Origin of the sequence: Mogibacterium pumilum, from assembly GCF_002243385.1 — a bacterium.
In the GTDB taxonomy this organism is placed as follows: Bacteria; Bacillota; Clostridia; order Peptostreptococcales; family Anaerovoracaceae; genus Mogibacterium; species Mogibacterium pumilum.
In genome coordinates this window covers 1,022,370-1,036,442 of record NZ_CP016199.1, presented here as the reverse complement: position 1 = coordinate 1,036,442, position 14,073 = coordinate 1,022,370, and the positions used below count along the sequence as shown (strand labels likewise).

Below are 14,073 nucleotides of genomic sequence, written 5' to 3'. Positions count from 1 at the left end.
TTGAGTTCGCCATTTGAAATCGTTATGTCGCTGAGCTTTGTTCCGAACCTAACTTCGCCTCCTAGGGAGATTATCTGTTCTCTAAGCCTTACAATTACAACGCGTAGTACGTCTGTACCTATATGTGGCTTATGCTTGTAAATGATTTCATCTCCTGCACCTGCACCTGCAAAAGTCTTCATTACGAACTTTATATTCGGATCTTTGATGCCGCTCGTGAGCTTTCCGTCAGAGAAGGTTCCTGCCCCACCTTCGCCGAATAAGATATTTGATTCTTCGTTAAGCAAGCCTTTATTTTTGAAATTCTCTACATCCTTGACACGGTCAGACATGCCTTTTCCGCGCTCTATTACTATCGGTCTATAGCCATTCTGTGCTAGCTCCAGAGCCGCAAAAATACCGCAAGGGCCAAATCCTACAATCACCGGACGCCCTGTCAGTGTCTCACTTCCAGACAGCGGTTCAATTTTCTCAATTGGCTTATGAACATTGCACTTATGCTTTTTAGCAATCTTTGGAGCAACCTGAATTCTCGTCGTAAAATCTACGGTATATACCATAAATATTTGCGACTTATCTCGCGCATCTATCGACTCTCGGGCAACTTCCCAAGTCATAATATCTGATGCTTTTAACGAGAGCTGCTTCGCAATTTTCGCTGGCAAATCTATCATTTCTCCTCCTACAGGTAACTTTACTTCGCTAACCCTGTACGAGTACTTGCCGCGCTCATCGCCGCCGCGCCAGATTCTATCTATAATTCTTGATTCCATAATGTACCCTTTTTATTCTTAAAGTTATATATTGTCAGATGCAGCTGTCCCTGCACGCTTTCCAGATAGGAACGCATGATTTAGATTGTATCCACCGCAGAAACCGTCATAATCTAGAATCTCACCAACTATATATAAATTGCTAACCAGCTTCGATTCAAATGTCGCATCATCAACTTCTGTATTTGCTACACCACCTGAAGTACACTGTGCGTCTTTCCAGCCTTTCTGCCCTGTTGGGTTAAATTTAAGTGCTCTTGCACTTGCCACAAGTTTTTCGCGATTTGATTCTGCCAGCAGTACTTCAGCATCTTCATCCGCCGCAAGTCCAGCCTGTCTAATCACTTCATGTGCAAGCCCTTCCTTAAAAACAGTCTTGAACACATCCACAAGCTTCTCGTGCTTGCTTGATTCGTAAGACACGGCATCCGCTCTCTCAGCTGCTTCTTTAAGCACATCTTGCAAGTCCAAATCTTGGCATAGGTCCAGTTCTATCTCAAAGCTATCAAATGTATCACCAGACTCAAACCTCATCATCCTAGACAGGTTGAATACACAGATTCCAGACAGTCCAAACTTAGTAAACTGAACCTCTCCGTCTTCTCTATGGATTTCCTCACCGTCTTTGAATAGCTTCGCTTCTGCAGAAACTCTAATGCCAGAAAGCTTCGATAAATCCATATCACCACATTCTATGGGTGCAAGCGAAGGAACTAGTCTCGTAACTGTGTGACCTAGCTCCCTTAGCCATCTATATCCATCCCCGGTTGAACCATACACTGGTGCAGATTTCCCACCTACAGCAACTATAATTGCGATAGATTTTACTGTATGGTTACAGCTATAGGCTTCATCATCCAATTTATTAACTACTGTTTCGAACACTTGGTCATCACTATTATGAGCTATGTCATCGACAGTTACTCCCGTATATACCTTTACACCGAGCTGTTCTAGCCTCAGCTCAAGTAGGTCTGAAACATCTGCCGCAGACTCAGATACGGGATACAGAAACCCTCTATCGTTAATCTTGGTAACTATACCGATTGAACTCAAAAATTTAATAACCTCGTTGAACCCTTCCGCGTTTACATTGGTTATATTACATCTTCCATTACCTGTCGCACGAAGCTTACGCCCCATAATTTCATTTTTTTCAACCAGAACCACATCAAGCTTAGAATTGCTTCGCTTGGCGCTTATCGCTGCGGCCATTCCCGCGGGACCACCACCGATGATTAAAATGTCGCATCTTAGAGATTTAAGTAGTGACTCTCTGCTTGACGCTACCTGTCTTCTCTTATTCTTCTGAGTCATAATTAAACCTTTTCATTTATATAAAATCAATACAAATTATATCATAATAGGCTAACACAAACATGCTTTGATGATTGTATTAGCCTATAAGTCTTATAATTATTAAGTTTAACTATTCGCTTTATCCTATGCGAACTTTTCTGCTGAAGCCTTTAGCTGCTCAGCCTTATCTGTGTCTTCCCATCTAACGCCGAGTGCATCCCTACCGAAATGACCGTAAGCAGCTAGTGATCTGTAGATTGGCTTTAAGAGGTCAAGCTGCTTGATAATAGCAGCAGGCCTCATATCGAAGTTCTCCCTTACCAGCTTAGCGATATCCTCGTCCTTGAGGCTTGCAGTTCCATAAGTATTTACGTATACAGAAACTGGCTCTGCGACACCGATTGCGTAAGCAAGTTCAATCTCGCACTTACGAGCAAGTCCAGCAGCGACGATGTTCTTTGCAATATATCTAGCCATGTATGCGCCACTTCTATCAACCTTAGTTGGATCTTTGCCAGAGAAAGCACCACCACCGTGGCTAGCGTATCCACCATAAGTATCAACGATTATCTTACGTCCAGTCAGACCGGAGTCACCTTTAGGACCACCGATTACGAATCTGCCAGTAGGATTCACATATATCTTTGTCTCATCGTCGATTAACTCAGCAGGAATGATTGGCTTAATTACATGTTCAACCATATCACGTCTAATCTGTTCGAGAGTCGCATCTGGATCGTGCTGAGTAGAAATTACCACAGTATCTACTCGTACAACCCTGTCATCATCGTACTCAACTGTAACCTGAGTCTTGCCATCTGGTCTTAGGTAGTTTAGTGTACCATCCTTTCTAACTTCTGCAAGTTTTCTTGCTAGTTGGTGGGCAAGTGAAATTGGCATTGGCATGAGTTCTTCTGTCTCATCACAAGCAAATCCAAACATCATACCCTGGTCTCCAGCACCAGTCATGGCATCATCGCCAGCTTCAGTGCCTTCCTTGATCTCAAATGATTCATTTACACCCATAGCAATATCTGGTGATTGCTCCTCAATGCTTACGAGCACAGCACAAGTGTTGCCATCAAAGCAAACTTCACTGCAATCATATCCGATGCCTTTTACAACATCTCTAACAATGCCTTCGATATCAACTGTACAGGTAGTAGAAATTTCGCCAAATACTAGCACAAACCCTGTCTTAGTTGCAGTCTCGCATGCTACGTGAGCATGTGGGTCTTCGGCAAGTATTGCGTCAAGAATCGCATCCGAAACCTGGTCGCATACTTTATCAGGATGACCTTCTGTAACCGACTCTGATGTAAATAGTTTCTTCATGACAACCTCCTCTGGACAGCCGTTAATCTGTCCTCTATACAAAACAAAAAACTCTTCAGCATGAGCCACATGCACGAAGAGACAATTTCCATCTATATATGAATATGTCTCCTCATCTTTCAGGCTTTGCCTGTGGGACTTGGCACAACCGCAATATGCGATGCTGCCGCGAGTTCGCCGGGCCCATTCCCTCACTCGCTCTTAATAAGGATTTCAAAAGTATTATATATGTATTTTGGCGAGTGTCAAGTTGCAGATAGTACACATCATGGTTTTTTTAGAAAAATGCTATCGGGTGCGAGATTTCAGTTCAGTTTTGGTATAATTAAGATGTTATGGATTAATAAGGAGATTAAACATGCCCGAACTAAGAGTTGTAGAAGGTAAACTTTCAAATAAATATAATCATTTCTTGGACTATCGCTTTGACTCGTGTATAGCTACTAACACGCGACTGATGGGCGTTGTCTCGATGAAGGTGTCGTGGACTGCAAAGGACGGAAGCAAGGATAAGCTATTCCAGCTGATTCATCTTGATTTCTCTGAATATGGTGTAGATGACTACCGTGAGATATTCTCGAATGCGGATAATCCAGAAGGTGGACGTGAAGTCAGGTCCGAATGGAAACGCATATCAGGTAGTCTTGGCGGCATTGAAGTTAAGATCCCGTTCTTTACAATGGTGCAACTAATCGATGAGGTTGTAGCGACTAACGAAAAATATTATGAAAGTCACGAATTATTTATTCAGGTTTTTCGTAAGGAAACACTGATGCGACTAAACCTTATGAAAGAGGCATCTTGTAAGTTGCTCTATGAAGGTGCTGGCTTTGAAGAGAAGAGTAAGGAAGGACAGCAGTTGGTCTGCAAGTCCCCTCTCACCTCATTTGAACTTATCAACTACTTTCTGATGAGAATGCTTGATAAAGATTATCATGGTGCTTCATTCCTCGGGGATGTAAGCATTAGCGAGATGCAGCGAAGTAGGTTTAAGGAAATTGGTCTTGCTGAGTTAGTCAGAAATAAAATATCAAAAGCAACCACTGCCGCTACTCCTACCGGAGAAGCGACAGTGTACAAGTGTAGATTCACAGCGCTTTCCGATTCATATATCTATGGTGAAGCGCTGATCACGCTGTCACCGCGCAGCCTCACGCGAACACGCCACATCTTAGAGTTCGAAGTGACTACCCTGATGCACATCTCAAGCTATGAGGCAGCGCTCCAGCTCCAGCAGGCCGAGTATATCACACTGTACGAATTAACAGTGCCTGCAGAAGCATTCGATCTGGAAGATTCCGTCTTCGGGGCAGACGCCTCGATGACGCCAGCCCCTAACGGAATCATATATGTCCTTTACAACAAGGACAACTATCACGTGGATTCATCTAACTATTTTATGAATCATGATTTATATGGGGCATACCTTCTAACCCCTAATGGCGAACTCGTGGTAATGAGTCATGACATCATCAAGATAACCAATATGGAAGCAGATATCGGGAGAAGTATGAATGCAAATAAGCTTAAGCTAAAGGGCAGATATAAGTTAGAAACTCAAGTATTTAAGAGCTTTTCTGAGACACCTGGAGCGATGTTCAGTGAGATGATTTATAGTCCTGAGGATAATGACTAATTTTATTTGTCAACGGTTGTTCTTTTTTGACTTATAGATTTGATACAAGTTATCCACATCGCTCGATTCCTAATAAAATGCACACATCACGAATTATCCACACAAAAGTCAAAAATCGTATACAATCTTTTCAACATGTCAAAGTGGATAAGTTGATAAGCTCAAATTCGTAAATTTCAAGGCTTAGCGATTATAATTCGAGATGTCAAGAGAAGTTATCAACAGTTTCAAAAAATATTTTTACATAATTTTGTTCGATTTGTGAAAGAACAGCTTAACATGGAGGAAATATGAAAACAGAAAAAGTTTTCCACAGTGATCAATACTTAAAAACACTCGAGGCGACAATAACTGGTATAATTATCGCCAAAGATAGAACCGAAATCATAACCGATAGAACTATTTTCTTTGCAGAAGGCGGTGGTCAACCTGGCGATAGAGGAACTATCCATCTATCCGACGATAGCAGCAAAACAGTGACTATCTACGACACCCATGATTCAGATGAAGCTGTAGCACATTACACCAAGGACAAGGTTCCTTTTGCCATCGGAGATGTGGTCGTAATGGAGATTGATTGGACGTTCCGTTTTACAAATATGCAGAGACATTACGGCGAGCATATACTTAGCGGCGCGATCTACAAACTTTATAAGGGAGCTAATAAAGGCTTCCACATGGGACAGAATTATATAACTATAGACATCGATCTGGGCGGCGAGCTTATGACAGCAGAGATGCTCGAAGAAGCTGAGACTTTAGCCAACGAAGCCGTATGGGAAAACCTACCTATTCAGGCTCATCATTTCGATTCAGTTGGGGCTGCCAATGATATGCCCCTCAGAAAGGCTGTTAATGAAAAAGTCGATGGAAACGTCGTAATTGTGACAGTTGGTGATCCAAAGGAGCCATTTGACTGCTGTGCGTGCTGCGGCACCTACCCTGCTACGAGCGGTGAAGTTGGTATTATTAAGATTTTTAAAGCAGAGCCTAACAAGGGTATGACGAGAATATATTTCGACTGCGGCAGAAATGCGCTACTCCACTATCGTGAGTCACACAAGATTCTAACTGAGGTAGCTGAAAAATTTTCATCAAAACCCGAGAACCTCATGAGCGCACTAAGTAAGAGGGATAAGGAAGAGGCAGAGCTAAAGGCCGAACGAGCACACCTAGCAGAGTATGTCCGCATCGCTGAAGCACAGTCTATTGCGAATAACTACGAACCAGACTTTAAATTTGTGTATAGAGAATATGACAGCATCTCCCCTAACGACCTGCAGAAGCTCGGATTTAAGGCTCTGGAGCTGATCGAAGGAAACAAACCACTGCTTGCTCTTGCAAATGCTCCTTCACACACGCTCATGCTCGTTTCCGACGGGTCATACCATTGCGGCACCCTCGTAAAGGAACACGCCAAGGAATTTGGCGGTAAAGGCGGTGGACGCGACGATAATGCAAGAGCACAATTTGATAGCAAGGATAATTTAACAGCCTTTATAGAGGCAATAAAACAGAATTTATAAGTTGGTTAATTATCGATAGATTATGTTATAATCAGCTTAAGGAGGCGATGTTATGTCAAATAAAGTCATAGTAACAATCGGAAGAGAATTTGGTAGCGGTGGTCACGAGGTTGGCAAGCGACTTGCTAACGAACTGGGCATCAAGTTCTACGACAACGAATTTATCAGCATGGCAGTTCAGAAAACTGGATTCCACGAGGAGTATGTTAAGAATAACGAGGAGAAGGCACCTGATTTTGCAGCTAGTGCCCTATTTTCAGGTATCGAGCTGTATCAGCCATCTCCATACGACAAGATTCAGGCGGAGGAATACAAGCTTATCAGAGAGATTGCTGCCGAGGATAGCTGCGTAATCGTTGGTCGTGGTGCTGATTACATATTAAGAGACCAGTCACGCGTAAGTATTTTCCTATTTGCTCCACTAGAGGATAGAGTAAAGCGTAAGCTAGCGCTTCTATCTGCACAGGAAGCTAAGAATATGACTCCTGCTCAGATGGAGAAAGTCGTTAAGCAGATGGACAAGCAGCGCCGCAGATACTATGAGTACTACACTGATACCAAGTGGGGTGATAGAGATTCATATGATTTGCTTATCAACACTAGTCGTGCCGGTATCGATGGTGCAGTAAAGATTATCAGGACATACATTGAGTCGAGCCACGGCGAAAGCATGATGCCAGACTAGAGGTCTACATCTGATGCCAGCTTTTGGATGATTAACTCGGCATTTCAATAAAATAAAACGCAGATGTTTGGATGAATCAGAGACGATTCTTCATAGGCATCTGCGTTCTTTATTTTCATTTATTCCAGTATATCTATATCGACTTCAAATATTCAACCTCGCCAGGACCAAGCTTTCTATACCCGCCAACTGCCAGCCTACCAATTACCAGTTCCCCTATCTTAATTCGTTCTAATGTCTGAACCGGTGCATCGATAGCCTTAAACATGCGGCGAACCTGATGGTTCTTGCCCTCATGAATAGTGATATCAACCACAGTAGAGTTTCTATTATGCTTTAAAACTTCTACCTTAGCCGGTGATGTTCTAAATCCGCCTATATCTACACCCTTTTCTAGTCTGGCAATTTTACCGCGTGTAAGAATCCCCGATATAACCGCACGATAAGTCTTGTCAAGTTCCTTCGACGGATGCATGAGCTTATTGGCAACGTCACCGTCATTTGTGAGAATTAAAAGCCCAGAAGTATTATAGTCAAGCCTACCAACCGGAAAAATCCTCCTATCCTCATCTTGAATAAGATCAAGAACTGTCGGCCTGTTCTTATCATCCGAGGTCGTAGTCACGTAGCCTACCGGCTTATTGAGAAGAATGTAGGTCTTGCCCACTTCTAGAGATATTTTCCTACCCTCGCATAGAACCTCGTCACCAGGCTGAACATCGTATCCAGGCTCTCTCATGATCGCACCGTTGACTGCGACCTTACCTGCTTGTATTAAATCATCAGCCTTTCTCCTGCTGGTAACACCGCAGGAGGCAATGTATTTATTTATCCTCACTGTCCGCTTCTCCTTCAAAATTAATCGATAGCTGCTCGTGAGCATTTTCGTCTTCGTATTCCTCTATATCATCAAACTCCGTTATGTCAGGTAGATCCTTGATTGATGTGAATCCAAACTTCTTAAGGAACTCATTTGTCGTCTTATATAGAAGTGGCCGACCCACGCCTTCAGACCTTCCAGCTATATCGACTAGATCCTTGCTCATGAGACCATCAATAACCCTCTCGCTCTTGATACCTCTTATAGAATCTATTTCACCCTTAGTAACTGGCTGCCTATAAGCGATGATAGCCAGAACCTCGAGCGCTGCCTGCGAGAGCTTCTTGACCTTGACCGGTGTACAGAGTTTCTCGATAAATAGCTCGTTTTCAGCATGAGTAACGAACTGAAATGCTCCATCAACCTCTCTGATTCTGATTCCACGCCCCATCATCGCATACTCCCGCTGGCGTCCCAAGAATAGCTCTTTTACTTCCTTCTTATCAGCATCTAAAACCTCTGCTGCGTCCTTAACCTTAAGCGGCTCTCCCCAGACAAACATCATCGATTCAAGTGCTGATTTCATTACCTTATCATTGTACATCTGTCTGAACCTCTTTCTTAATCACGCTGATATTTCCATAGTTTTTCTCTTGTTTAGCATCAACTTCCTGCATCTTAATCATCTCTAGAAGTGACATGAACGAAAGTGTTATATCATACCTATCCGCCTCTTCAGGCACTAGCTCGGTAAAATCTATATACTCTCCAACCGAAGCCTTATCCCTAATGATAGCTGCCATATAGCTTATACGATCTTCAATCGAAGCACGCTCACGCTTGATTCTCTGATACCTCTTCTTGACATCGGCTACTCGCTTTTTCTTCTGCAAAAATGCATTGAACGCATTAACGAACTGCTCGATATCGGCCTTTAGGAGCTCGTCAGGTGAATCAAGATATTCCGACATATCCTCGGCCGGTTTCTCATGGATACATTGATTGGCTTCCAGTCTCTCCTGAAGCATCTCAGCAATTTTCTTAGTCTTAACGTACTCAGCAAGCCTGCTCGCTAATTCCATGCGAGGATCTTCGTCAATTACGACTTCACCAGCATCGTTGACACGAGGAAGCAGCATGTGTGACTTAAGTCTGATTAACACTGCCGCTAGTACTATAAATTCGCTGCTGACTTCGACGTTAAGCTCACCCATCTCTTTGAGATAGCCGATATACTGCTCAGTGATTTCAGCCACGCGGATGTCATATATGTCCATCTTGGCATTCTGAATCAGGTAAACCAGCAGATCGAATGGCCCTTCAAATTTATCAATTCTTACTTTGTACAAGTGCCGCCTCCACGCTTAAATTCGTCATCAAAATAAATCTCTTCCAAATACAGCCCCTCTGGTGGTGCTGTAAATCCCGCCTTGCTCCTATCGGTAGAAGCTATTATCTCTTCCATCTCCTGGGCTTCCTTCTTGCCTGTGCCTATATCAAGCAATGTGCCGACCAGAATCCTGACCATATTATATAGGAATCCATCACCTGTAACTCTGATGATAGTTCTGTTATCTTCTTCTGTTATGGTAATGTCCGTAATAGTTCTAACTGTAGTATCTCTAGGAATTCCCCCAGCAGTCTGAAACGAAGCAAAATCATGGGTACCAACAGCCAATCTTGCTGCCTCACGCATAGCCGCATGATCTAATGCGAAGCCATAATGGTAAACATGGTTCCTCTCAAATATATCACCGCTCCTATCGACGATATACTTATACGTCTTACCGTGGCAAGAAAATCTCGCATGAAACTCCATATCTACTTCATCTGCTGAAACTACCTTGATATCTCCGGGAAGTCCGCTGCGCCCAAGACCCCCAGCTCCAAATCTTCTGTTCATAATATCTGCGAGCTTATCTGTAGGAAGCGGATTATCCCACGTGAACGAACAGCATTGTCCAAGAGCATGAACCCCTGTATCTGTGCGGCTTGTACCATTTACAGGCACATCGTAGCCAGCAATAAAGCGAAGCACGTGTTCAACTTCACCTTGTACAGTTCTAACATCTGGCTGTTTCTGCCAGCCGTGGAAGTTCGTGCCGTCGTATTGAATTTTAAGAAGAATGTTCTTACTGTTCTCAGACATATTGCCCTTTCTCTATATTTATATGCTTAATCTCACGCTAGACGATACGTAAACAAATTCTAATTTAATTGTATTATATAAGCACCAGTGGCAGGTAATCCCATAGCACCAGCACATATAGTGTAACTGCCGGAAGTGCATAGACCAGCATCGGTCTTTGCTCATCAGCATCAAATTTCTTAGTTATGCTTAGGTATACGATGTGGATAAGTGCAAAAGCTGAAATCATAATAAATATCGCTAGCACTCCGTAAACACCTGTCACAAGACCTATTGAAATGTAGAACTTAAGGTCAGCACCACCGATTACAGTCTTACGGTAGATTATCCTCCCAAGTCCATATGTTGCTAGTCCTAACGCTAATCCAATTAGTGCACCATAAAGCGGTTCGAGCAGTTTCTCGTTAAAGCTCACGAAACCGACTGCAGATACGGCAAGTAGAACGTTAAGCTGGTCAGGTACAACTCTATACTTAGCATCGCATATAGCCATCATTGAGGCAATGAAAATCACTATCATGCCAGCAATCATGAACTGCGCTGACTCCCTGACTGCCATAAATACACCACTGGCTCCGAAGAACACTGTAAATACCAGCTTCCATGGTGTACTAGCGAGTCTCTGTCTTTCACTTTCAGTATCTTTAATAAGTGCAGGAGGCAAGCTCTCCCCCTCCTCCTGAAACCATCTCACAGGCATATTATTGAACCAGACAACTATACCATTGCCTAACAGCAAGGCGGCAACTACCGAAAACACCGCTTTGATTATCATAAATACGTAATATTGATCCATTTGCTAATTATAACACACAATATAATGGATAAGGCACCCAAAAGGGCGCCTTAAAATACCTAATATAAGCTATATATCCACAAAACTACCTCTTGTTCGAGCGCCTCCATACATTTACATCCTTAGCAGACTTAATCAGTTCTTCTCTGAATTCAGGATGTGCGAGATTAATCAATTTCTCAGCACGTTCCCAAACAGAAGCGCCAGCGAGATTTTCGATGCCATACTCTGTCACCATAGTATATGCCTGACTCCGTGGGTCAGTAATAATATCTCCGTCAGTAAATATAGGCTTGATGTTAGAATGCAGGTTTCCCTTTTTATCTGTAAATGTAGAAGGTAGTGTGATGAAGCTCTGCGCTCTAGGATTCTTAAATCCAGCAGTCAAGAAATCCAGTTGTCCGCCAGTTCCACTTATATGGCGAGTGCCCGCACTTTCAGCTGAAATCTGTCCAAATAGATCAACTGCGATGCAGCTATTTATGGATACGAAATTATCTATCTCACCGATTACATCGAGTCCGTTTACATAATTAATTGGTGCACAGCACATGCTTGGATTATTTGCCACCCAGTCAAAAAGTTCCTTGGTTCCATGAGCGATACTGAACACAGACTTTCCCCTCATGATGCCATGTTTATTCAAATTGGTTATCTTGCCTGCCTTGTACATATCAAGATAGGCATTTACAAGTAGTTCAGTGTGAATTCCGAGGTTCTTGAGTTCAGACTCAGCGATCAGTTTTCCTATCGCATCTGGCATACCTCCAACTCCGAGCTGAATACAAGCTCCGTCAGTCATGCGATCAACGATTGATTCTGCAATTTTTTCCTCTACTGAACCAGCTACAATTGAAGGGAATTCAGTCAGTCCCTCATGCTCCCCTTCGATAACCATATCTACTTCTGAGATATGTATAGTATTCTCGAGCCCGTGCACGAAAGGCAACTTCTCATTTACCTCAAGAATGATAACATCAGCTACATCGAACACTGCCCGAGCATGCGAATTGCTCATCGACATGTTAAAGTATCCATGTTCATCCATAGGAGTTACTCCCATGACTGCGACATTTACCGACAGAAAACGTCTGTAGTATTCAGGAAGATTTCTAAAAACCATTGGAATAAACTTACAGAGTCCTCTATCTGACAGCTTTCTCTCATAGCCGATCATGTGCCATGAATTGTATGTGAAATGCTCTGCCTCTGGGTCCTGCTCAGCTATCTGTAGCGGTTTAGTTATCAGTAGAGCACGCACTTTTACATCTTTAAGCTCAGTCTTCCTGGCAGCAAGTGCCTCATCAAATAGAGCCGGAAAACCTTGATAGCAACCGAAATCTACCCAATCTCCGCTCTTTACTACTTGCGCAGCTTCACTAGGTGTTTTTAGTTTTTGATTGTATATTTCTCTATAGTTCATTAATATCATCCAACCTTTCGTCTATCCAAGTTCTTATATCATTATATACAACTTCTCTATCTGTCTCATTTAGTATCTCATGCCTATCATCGTGATAAAGCTTGATATCCACTACGCACTTTGTATTGCTCACATACTGCATATAAGCTTTTCTTACGCCTTCACCGAAGTCTCCTACCGGATCTTCCGCCCCTGATACAAAAAGCATGGCGAGATTTGGAGAGATAGTTCTGGTTCTACTCTTGTCTATGCATTTGAGAATACCTTTAAACATCTCTTTATACGCATTCACTGTGAATGTGAAGCTGCACCACTCCTCTTCGCAATACCAATCCACGATTTCAGTGTCCTTTGTCAGCCAATCAAAAGGTGTTCTCGCTGGTTTAAACTTTTTATTGTAAGAAGAGAATGCCATTGAGTTAATCAGTTTACTCCTATGACGTGGTCCTCTAACCGCTTTGATAACTGATGTTAGTAAGCTTCCAGCATGTAGTGTCAATGCATTATTCTGGCCTGTACCCATAACTATAGCACCAGCAATTCCTTCCGAGTAGCTCGTTCCGTCCTTCTGCTGTTCCGTTAGATACTGACGAAGTAGGAACGAACCCATACTATGTCCAAGAATGAAGTATGGAATATCAGGGTATTCCTGACTGGTTCTATTTCTCAGCTCGTGTATATCTGCTATCAGTATCTGATTGCCGTGATTACCAAAATATCCGTAATCATCAGGTGTAAGCGCTGATTCTCCGTGCCCCAGTATGTCATGCCCAACAACGACAAAGCCATGATCTGTTAGATACGAAGCAAAAGCACTGTATCTGCCTATAAATTCAACCATTCCATGGATAATTTGCAGAACAGCCTTCGGTTTCTCATCAGGCACCCATTTTCTCACATGTATCGGAGTCCTTGCGTCTGCCGACATAAATGTTTCATCAATCTTTTTCATAAGTTATGTCCCTTGCCTTTGCAGTTTTATATACTGACAATATTGTTTACTTAAAAATTTTTTGTCCGTGGAACTGATAATAGATAGTCTGAAGTCGTCCGTTGTATAACTTACGCCTTCTATCAGCCTTTCTATCAAATATTTCCTCAACATCACGGTCTGTCGTAATCATGAAGAGTGACCACGTCGGATCTTTTTCAAGAATCTCTTTAAGCCGTGCGTATATCTTGTGAATCGCTTCCTTGTCTCCGATTCTCTCTCCATATGGAGGATTTGTGATGATTATTCCGTTAGATTCATCAGCTCTAAATTTACGCATGTCCATGCGGCTAAAGGTAATATCCTCTTCGACACCAGCCTCCATAGCATTAGCCATTGCCGCGGCGATAGCCTTGCCATTGATATCAAAGCCTTTTATGATTACCTCGTATTATAGTGTCATAGCCTTTTCTTTACCTTTTCTACAGGTTAGGCTATGCTGTTGAAGATGCTGTGGATTGGTTTTTTTCACCTACCGCATAGACGGTTTTAGTGAGGATCCAACCACAGCCTCTCTGTCTCATTGTTAATCAGTTAGATACCGCATGACGGTTTATGTAGAACGAGGTTACATCCGGCAGAGAGCCCTGTGGATCGACAGCAGCATCAATATACTTTAAGGAGAATCTGATTATGATCT

General features: G+C 42.7%; 14 protein-coding genes and 1 riboswitch. Of the genes, 3 read left to right on the top strand and 11 right to left on the bottom strand.

Annotated elements, in window-relative coordinates; translation table 11 throughout:
• From AXF17_RS09280 to metK, 3 genes are all read right to left on the bottom strand, one after another.
• A partial coding sequence (locus tag AXF17_RS09280) for an NAD(P)/FAD-dependent oxidoreductase (protein ID WP_330398460.1) occupies positions 1–773 on the bottom strand: 773 nt, incomplete at its 3' end.
• Positions 774–797: 24 nt separating this feature from the next.
• Positions 798–2,090 (bottom strand): aminoacetone oxidase family FAD-binding enzyme, encoded by a 1,293-nt coding sequence (locus AXF17_RS04960; protein WP_094234078.1) that lies wholly within the window; start codon positions 2,088–2,090, stop codon positions 798–800.
• A 126-nt stretch (positions 2,091–2,216) separates the two neighbouring features.
• Positions 2,217–3,407 (bottom strand): methionine adenosyltransferase, encoded by a 1,191-nt coding sequence (metK, locus tag AXF17_RS04955; RefSeq protein ID WP_094234077.1) that lies wholly within the window; start codon positions 3,405–3,407, stop codon positions 2,217–2,219.
• Between the two features lie 109 nt (positions 3,408–3,516).
• A riboswitch (SAM riboswitch) is annotated at positions 3,517–3,618 on the bottom strand.
• Positions 3,619–3,765: 147 nt separating this feature from the next.
• On the opposite strand from metK, the gene AXF17_RS04950 reads away from it, so the two are divergent.
• The 3 genes from AXF17_RS04950 (at position 3,766) to AXF17_RS04940 (ending at position 7,254) form a co-directional block, all read left to right on the top strand.
• Positions 3,766–5,043 carry a hypothetical protein gene (locus AXF17_RS04950; RefSeq protein ID WP_094234076.1) on the top strand — a complete coding sequence of 426 codons (1,278 nt, stop codon included), beginning with the start codon at positions 3,766–3,768 and terminating at the stop codon, positions 5,041–5,043.
• Positions 5,044–5,333: 290 nt separating this feature from the next.
• Entirely contained in the window at positions 5,334–6,569 is a 1,236-nt protein-coding gene (locus AXF17_RS04945; RefSeq protein WP_094234075.1) for an alanyl-tRNA editing protein, read from the top strand.
• Positions 6,570–6,621: 52 nt separating this feature from the next.
• A complete protein-coding gene (locus AXF17_RS04940) occupies positions 6,622–7,254 on the top strand; it encodes a cytidylate kinase-like family protein (protein WP_094234074.1) in 633 nt (210 codons plus the stop codon).
• Between the two features lie 133 nt (positions 7,255–7,387).
• Here AXF17_RS04940 and AXF17_RS04935 read toward each other — a convergent pair whose 3' ends face one another.
• From AXF17_RS04935 to AXF17_RS04900, 8 genes are all read right to left on the bottom strand, one after another.
• Entirely contained in the window at positions 7,388–8,092 is a 705-nt protein-coding gene (locus AXF17_RS04935) for a pseudouridine synthase (protein ID WP_094234073.1), read from the bottom strand.
• On the bottom strand, positions 8,079–8,678 hold the full coding sequence (gene scpB / locus AXF17_RS04930; protein ID WP_094234072.1) for an SMC-Scp complex subunit ScpB: 600 nt from the start codon (positions 8,676–8,678) through the stop codon (positions 8,079–8,081). Before scpB ends, AXF17_RS04935 begins: the two co-directional genes overlap by 14 nt.
• A complete protein-coding gene (locus AXF17_RS04925; RefSeq protein WP_094234071.1) occupies positions 8,668–9,423 on the bottom strand; it encodes a segregation and condensation protein A in 756 nt (251 codons plus the stop codon). The genes scpB and AXF17_RS04925 overlap by 11 nt, the downstream gene beginning before the upstream one ends.
• The gene (gene truA / locus AXF17_RS04920) at positions 9,411–10,223 is read right to left on the bottom strand and encodes a tRNA pseudouridine(38-40) synthase TruA (RefSeq protein WP_094234070.1); all 813 of its coding nucleotides are present in this window, start codon (positions 10,221–10,223) and stop codon (positions 9,411–9,413) included. The genes AXF17_RS04925 and truA overlap by 13 nt, the downstream gene beginning before the upstream one ends.
• Before the next feature lie 73 nt (positions 10,224–10,296).
• Positions 10,297–10,887 carry an A24 family peptidase gene (locus AXF17_RS04915; RefSeq protein ID WP_157682574.1) on the bottom strand — a complete coding sequence of 197 codons (591 nt, stop codon included), beginning with the start codon at positions 10,885–10,887 and terminating at the stop codon, positions 10,297–10,299.
• Between the two features lie 217 nt (positions 10,888–11,104).
• Positions 11,105–12,442, bottom strand: coding sequence for an acetyl-CoA hydrolase/transferase family protein (locus AXF17_RS04910; RefSeq protein WP_094234068.1), 1,338 nt, complete (start codon positions 12,440–12,442; stop codon positions 11,105–11,107).
• Complete coding sequence (locus AXF17_RS04905; RefSeq protein ID WP_094234067.1) at positions 12,432–13,394, bottom strand: alpha/beta fold hydrolase; 963 nt, start codon at positions 13,392–13,394, stop codon at positions 12,432–12,434. The genes AXF17_RS04910 and AXF17_RS04905 overlap by 11 nt, the downstream gene beginning before the upstream one ends.
• Before the next feature lie 46 nt (positions 13,395–13,440).
• A complete protein-coding gene (locus AXF17_RS04900; protein WP_257789619.1) occupies positions 13,441–13,812 on the bottom strand; it encodes a methyltransferase in 372 nt (123 codons plus the stop codon).
• Positions 13,813–14,073: the final 261 nt, after the last annotated feature.